This is a genomic window from Methylobacterium sp. CCH5-D2 (assembly GCF_001556475.1).
GTDB classification, from domain to species: Bacteria; Pseudomonadota; Alphaproteobacteria; order Rhizobiales; family Beijerinckiaceae; genus Methylobacterium; species Methylobacterium hispanicum.
Genome location: NZ_LSIX01000992.1, coordinates 1 through 6,204 on the forward strand (window position 1 = coordinate 1; position 6,204 = coordinate 6,204).

6 protein-coding genes and 1 pseudogene are annotated in these 6,204 nt (G+C 72.0%); 3 read left to right on the forward strand and 4 right to left on the reverse strand.

The annotated features are described in order from the left end of the window. Nucleotides 1-308 precede the first annotated feature (308 nt). The 4 genes from AX737_RS26780 to AX737_RS26795 all read right to left on the reverse strand — a co-directional run bounded on the left by AX737_RS26780 (nucleotide 309) and on the right by AX737_RS26795 (nucleotide 3,312). Complete coding sequence (locus AX737_RS26780) at nucleotides 309-1,061, reverse strand: response regulator transcription factor (RefSeq protein ID WP_210173142.1); 753 nt, start codon at nucleotides 1,059-1,061, stop codon at nucleotides 309-311. A 475-nt stretch (nucleotides 1,062-1,536) separates the two neighbouring features. After that, nucleotides 1,537-1,866 carry a hypothetical protein gene (locus tag AX737_RS26785; protein ID WP_066926786.1) on the reverse strand — a complete coding sequence of 110 codons (330 nt, stop codon included), beginning with the start codon at nucleotides 1,864-1,866 and terminating at the stop codon, nucleotides 1,537-1,539. 69 nt (nucleotides 1,867-1,935) lie between these two features. Beyond that, nucleotides 1,936-3,003, reverse strand: coding sequence for a M23 family metallopeptidase (locus AX737_RS26790; protein ID WP_066926788.1), 1,068 nt, complete (start codon nucleotides 3,001-3,003; stop codon nucleotides 1,936-1,938). Nucleotides 3,004-3,069: 66 nt separating this feature from the next. Continuing rightward, nucleotides 3,070-3,312 carry a hypothetical protein gene (locus AX737_RS26795; protein WP_238230719.1) on the reverse strand — a complete coding sequence of 81 codons (243 nt, stop codon included), beginning with the start codon at nucleotides 3,310-3,312 and terminating at the stop codon, nucleotides 3,070-3,072. A gap of 218 nt (nucleotides 3,313-3,530) precedes the next feature. Between AX737_RS26795 and AX737_RS26800 the strand changes: the two genes are divergently transcribed. The 3 genes and pseudogenes from AX737_RS26800 to AX737_RS26810 form a co-directional block, all read left to right on the forward strand. Further along, nucleotides 3,531-4,622: an OpgC domain-containing protein gene (locus AX737_RS26800; protein WP_066926792.1), complete on the forward strand. Its 1,092-nt coding sequence runs from the start codon at nucleotides 3,531-3,533 to the stop codon at nucleotides 4,620-4,622. Continuing rightward, the gene (locus AX737_RS26805; protein WP_066926794.1) at nucleotides 4,589-5,473 is read left to right on the forward strand and encodes a GDSL-type esterase/lipase family protein; all 885 of its coding nucleotides are present in this window, start codon (nucleotides 4,589-4,591) and stop codon (nucleotides 5,471-5,473) included. Before AX737_RS26800 ends, AX737_RS26805 begins: the two co-directional genes overlap by 34 nt. A gap of 57 nt (nucleotides 5,474-5,530) precedes the next feature. Continuing rightward, nucleotides 5,531-6,204, forward strand: a pseudogene (locus tag AX737_RS26810) (oligosaccharide flippase family protein); the annotation flags it as partial.

Below are 6,204 nucleotides of genomic sequence, written 5' to 3' on the forward strand. Positions count from 1 at the left end.
ATCCCCGCCCCCGTGGCCCCCGTCCGATTCGGGACGCGATCCCATCCCTCCCGGCCTGCCGAACTCGGCCGACCGGACGCCCGCGAAGCGGCGGATGCCTCGGATCCATGCCGATCCGGGCCACGAACGTGCTGCGTCCGCGAGGCCGTCCCGCCCCGCCAATCCCGCTCCGCCGCGCGGGAGGCATCCCGCGTGTCCCGCCCTCGCCTTGAGCCGCCGAAGGCCGGCGCAACGAAAAGGCGGCGCTTTCGCGCCGCCTCCCCGCTCGCCTTCCGCATCCGCGGCTGTCCGGAATGCCGCCCGGCGCCCTACTGCGCCGTCGGCCGGACCGGAAGGCGCGGGATGCCGTGCTTGAGGACCCAGACCGCGGCCTGCGTCCGGTTCTGGATGTTGATCTTGCGCAGGATGCCCTTCACGTGGATCTTCACCGTCGCCTCGGCGATGGCGAAGCGGCGCGCGATCAGCTTGTTCGACTGGCCGTCCGCGAGGCAGGACAGGATCTCGATCTCCCTGTTGGAGAGCGCGCGCGCGCCCGGAGGCATCTCTGCCCCCGCGTTCTGGACCGAGAAGCGGACCGCCTGAGCGCCGTCGCCGCCCAGATGCGGCACCGCGCCCATCGGCATCACGATGTTGCCGCGCATCACCACGTTGAGCGACTTGATCAGGGCCACCGGCCGCGTGACGTGGTCGAGGCAGGCCTGGGCGCCCATCTCCAGCGCGTACCGGAAGGTCGTGGGGTCGCGCATGTCGGTGAGGACGACGATGCGGGCGCGCGGGAACATCGAGCGCAGGAGGCCGATCGTGCCGTCCGCCATCTGCGCGGGACCGAAATCCGTGAGCAGCACGAGGGCCGGGTCGCTGCCCGGGTCGATCTCCGCGGCCGTCTCGAGGCTGTCGAGGACCGCGTAGCCGTGCGCGTCGAGGATCCGGACGAGCCCGTCACGGGATAGCCCCGCCGCGCCGATGAGCAGTGTCGTGATGGTCGTCGCACCCGGATGCGGCCGCGCCTGCATCGGGAGGCGGGTCGCGCCACGTGCGGTTCCGTACTGGAAATCGATCATGCCCGGCATCCATCCAGCTCCAGATTGGCGTGCGAGGTCCATGGGCCGAGCGCGCCCGCTCCGGCGCACAAGCCCCCGTAAGATCCCCTGTGTCTGACTTGCGTGCCGCCGCTTGGCGTAACGTGGGGGTACCGTAATCCATGTTATCTGAATTGCAACAGCCTATACAGACAACTTGCGAGGCAAAATCAGGATACGGTCCTTAGCGCGTCAGTAGGCCTCCCAGTGATCCCCCAAATGGAGGACGCGGATAAACATTTGATAGGCGCGAATTTCGTCCGCACGGTGGATGATCGGTCGTGCGGCATGTGCTTCTCCCGGCGTGCGGCATCCACCGGGGCAACGCGTGTCGAACGCGCCCACGGGAAATTGAACATGCGGGCGGCTAGACGGCGCCGACCATCGGACGGGAGAACGAATATTCGGTCCGCACCGATACCCTTGCTGGCGGGTCGGCCGAAACCGGGTCGGCGCGTCAGCCGAACAGGTCGTTCCGGGTCGGCCAGTCCGGGTCGATCAGCGCCTCGGCGTCGGCGGGCATGAAGGTCCGCGCCGTGCTCTCCTCCGGAGCGCCGCGCACCAGCTCGTCGGTCTCGCAGCGCTCGCCCGCCCGCAGCTGCTCGGCCAGGAGCTGCAGGTAGCTCGCGGCCGCGGTCGCGCCGAACGCCTCGGCGAAGCAGTGATGCGCCACCTCGACCATCGTCTCGATCACCGCCTGGGGCGGCGCGCCGTTCGAGACCGCCGCGTCGAGGGTCGAGCGCCACGCGCGGGACAGCTGGTCGCGGATTTCCGGGGTGTCGTCCAAGGTCGGGCTCTTTCGGGACCGGGCGCACTCAGTCCTCTTTCCCGGTACGAAGTCAAATCCGTCGCGGGCTCACGGCGCGCGCGGGGCGAGGCCGAAGGTCTTCTCCAGCGCGACGCGGCCGGCCCTCTCCACCTGGAAGCGCGCGGTGTAGGCGCCGGCGGGCCAGCCCTCGGCCGGGCGCTTGCGCCCGACGAAGAGCAGCGACTGGGCGCGGGGGCGCTCCAGGGCGGGCTGGACGCTCCGCGCGACGACCGCGCCGGCCGGATCGGTGAGGACGAGGCTCTGCACGTCGCCCGTTTCCAGCCCGATCGCCCGCACGTAGGCGACGAGCGCCCCCGAATCCGCGCCGGGCACGCGCAGCGTGTCGGTCTCGACGCCCTCCATGCTCACCGGCCCGTCGGCGAAGCCCGCGTTGAGGACGCTGCCCGCCTGATAGCCCAGGAGGGCGGCCGCCTTCGGCTCCCACAGCGTGCCGCCGCGGCCGGGCGCCGCCGGATCGCAGGCATCGGCCGGCGATCCCGGGGCGAAGGGATCGACCACCTGCCCGCCGTGCCGGAGCGTGAGGTGGAGGTGGGGGAACTCCGTCATCCCCGAGAGCCCGACCTGACCGAGCGGCTGCCCGGCCGCGACCGTGTCGCCCGGGCGCACCACGAGGCTGTTCCGGGCCATGTGGCAGTACTGGCTCTCCCAGCCGTCCGCGTGGGCGACGACGAGCCCGTTGCCGCACTCGGCGCCCTTGATCTCGGCGGCGTCGGCTCCGCGCACGCGCCCGTCCGCCATGTCCGCGCGCACCCGCAGGACGCGGCCCGGCGCCACGGCGAGCACGAGCCCCGCCCTGCCCCGCGCCTCCGCCCCGGTGCGCACGCGGAAATCCGTGCCGTTGTGCCCGTCGTAGGTGCGGCTGCCGCAGGCGTAGTCGCGCGCGCCCGGGCCCGCGTCGCGATCGACGTAGTGCTGCACGAAACAGGTTCGGCCCGGCTCGCAGGCGAGCGGGAGGTGAAGGCTGATCGCGGGCGCGCGCGCCTCCTCCGCCCGCGCGGTGCCGACGGCGAGCGCGGCGAGCAGGAGGGCGAAGGGCGCCCGGAGGATCCGGCCCTGCGCGCGGCGGATCGTGCGGGTTGGGGTACGGCTCGTCATGCCGCCACTAGCCCGAAGGCGACCTCCCGGCGCAACCCATCGCCGTGCCGATATGGCCGGGAGGGTCTATTTCGCGCCGCAGCCGATGCAGATGCCCTTCTGGATCTTGTCGTCGGTCTTCATCATCGGCGTCCGCTCGGACCGGTCCATCCGGTCGTCCGCTTCGACGCCGCCCGAGCCGGGGCGGGGCATCACGCGGCCGACCGAGGAGGCGTTCGGCGCCGTGACCGTCGACGTCGGGCCGCCGCCGGTACCGGTCTGGGCCTGCGCCCAGGCGCCGCCCGGGGCGGCGAGGATCGCCAGGATCATGAGGGTGCGGGCGCGGTGCCCACGGGACAGCACTGAGTGGACCATCGGAAGATTCTCCTTTCGCGCCCCCAACGCGGCAGAACGGCGCCGGTTCGCCGGAACGTGCGCGCCAGCGCGCGGTCCGGGCGCGCCCGACCTTTGCAGATCGCCGCCGTCACCGTATCAGGACGCGCCTTCCGCGCCCGTGCCCTCTAGACACCCCCGGAGCCGCCACCGCGATGCGGGACCCGAACGCGATCGACTTCTGGCGCGGCCTCGCCCTGGTGACGATCTTCATCAACCACGTGCCGGGCAACACGTTCGAGCGCTACACCTACTCGCAGTACGGCATCTCGGACGCGGCCGAGCTGTTCGTGTTCCTGGCCGGATGGTCGATCGGGATCGCCACCCGCGGGCGCGACGGCCACCCCGAGCCGCGCGGGCGCACGGTGATTCGTCTCCTCTCGCGGACGATCGAGGTCTATCGCGCGCAACTCACCGTGATGCTGTTGGCGCTGGCCACCATCGCCGGGACCGCGCTCGTGCTCGACAACCCCCTGATCCTCGAGTGGCACAACGCCGGCACCTTCTTCGCCGACCCGATCCAGACGATCGTCGGCGTCGCGCTGCTCACGCACCAGCTCGGCTTCTTCAACATCCTGCCGCTCTACGTGGTGCTGCTCGGGATCGCCCCCGTCTTCGTCCTGATCGCCCGGGAGAGCCGGACCGCGGCGCTCGTCTTCTCCGGCGGCCTCTATCTGCTCAGCCTCATCGAGGAGTGGAACCTGCCCTCCTGGCCGGGCGAGGGAGACTGGTTCTTCAATCCGCTGTGCTGGCAATTCCTCCTCGTCCTCGGCTTCGTGCTGCAGGACTGGAATCGCGAGTCGGACACCCTCGCGCGCTGGTCGCGCCGACTGATGCCGGCGGGCGTTGCGCTGGTCTTATTCGGCATCGCCCTCGCGGTGCTTGAGATTCGGCCCGATCCGTTACGGGTTCCCGAGCCGCGGCTGCTGTTCACCTTCGACAAAACTTACCTCACGCCCGCGCGACTGATACACTTCCTGGGCGTGCTGCTGGCGTTCCGCGCCGTCTACGGGTTCCTTGCCCCGCGGATCGGGCCGGTCGCCGGCTACCTCGCACGCCTCGGCCGGAATTCCCTGGCCGTGTTCTCGATGGGGTCGCTCCTGAGCCTGGGCGGGCAGCTCCTGCGTTTCTGGACGGGGGGCGGCCTCCTGATCGACCTCACCATCCTCTGCCTCGGCCTGCTCGCGATGGGCTTCACCGCATGGTTCGTCGAATGGCGCTCCCGCAAACCGCGCCCCCGGGTCTGAGACCGCTCCTCGTCGCGGCGCTGCTCTTCGCGGCGGCGAGCGCGCGGGCCGAGGAGCCGGCGCCCCAGCCCGTGCCGAGGCCCGCCCCGACGGTGATCTCGCCTCCGACCAGCGCGGAGGCCGGCGATGCCAGCCTCTCGCCCGAGTGCCGGGTGCCGGGCTCGCAGCTCTACACGCTCGCCAAGCTCCGGGCCGTGAAGGCGGCCCTGAAGGAGAAGCGCCCGGTCCGGGTGCTCTCGATCGGCGGCATCTCGGCCGGGCTCGGGGCCTCGGCGACCTACCCGGTCAAGCTGGAGACGGCGCTGGAGCGCTCGCTTCCGGACGTCGACGTCGAGGTCGAGGCGCGCGGGCTGCAGGGCGAGATCGCCTCGGGCGCGGCCGAGCGCCTGCGCAGCATGGTGGCGGAACTCGAGCCCGACCTCGTGGTCTGGCAGGTCGGCACCCACGACGCGCTCGCCCGGGTCGAGCTCTCGGCCTTCTCGGATGCCCTCGACGACACCGTGCGCTGGATCAAGTCGCACGACATCGACGTGGTGCTGGTCGATCCGCAATACACCGCGAGCCTCGCCGACGACGCCTACTACAACGACGTGGTGCGCACGGTACGCGAGATCGCCGCTCGCGAGCACGTGCCGCTGGTCCAGCGCTACGAGGCGATGCGCTACCTCGCGGGCCGCGCCGACAAGGGCGAGGGCCACATGCTGGGCCGCCAGTTCCGCCTCAACGATCTCGGCCTGCGCTGCATGGCCGAGCACGTCACCCGGGCGATCACGCTCTCGCTCCTGCAGCAGGAGGGCGGATCCCGCGAGGCGCCGGCCCAGCAGGCGGGCCAGCCCGCCCCGTCGCGTTAAGGGCCCGGCAAGCCGCCCGGCCCCATAGAGGACGCCGGGTCTTCGCGTGGAGCGGGCATGACGGTCTCGGCTGTTGCGGGCGCGGCCTGGCTGCGCCTGCGGACCGGCGCCGCCGGCGCCGCGCTCGGCGTCTTCGCGATCCGGGTCGGGGCGGCGGTCCTCGGCTACGGTGCCCAGGTGATCGCGGCCCGGCTGATGGGCTTCGAGGGCTACGGCGTCTACGCGAGCCTCTGGGTCTGGACGGCCATGCTCGGCCACACCCTGACGCTCGGCCTCTCCCAGGGCGCCTGCCGGTTCCTGCCGACCGATCAGGCGCGGGGCGACCTCGACCACGCCCGCGGCTACCTCCTGGCCGGCGTCCTGCTGACGCTGGCGGTGTCCGCGGTCGCCGCGCTGTTCGGCCTCGGCCTCGCTTGGCTGCACCCCGGAACGCTCGCCGAACCGTACGGGGCGCCGTTCGCGCTGGCGGCGTGCCTGCTGCCCGTCCTGGCGCTGCAGGACTACCTCGAAGGGGTCGCCCGCAGCCAGAACTGGGTCGTGCTCGCGATCCTGCCGCCCTACCTGCTGCGCCAACTCGTCATGGTGTCGGCGCTGGCAGCCGCGGTGCTCGCGGGCGCGCCGCCCCGGGCCGAGACCGCGATGGCCTGCATGCTGTCGGCGGCTCTGGTGTCCGCGGCGCTCCAGGCATGCCTCGTCGCCCGCCGGAAGCACCCGCCGCAGCCGGCGGGACC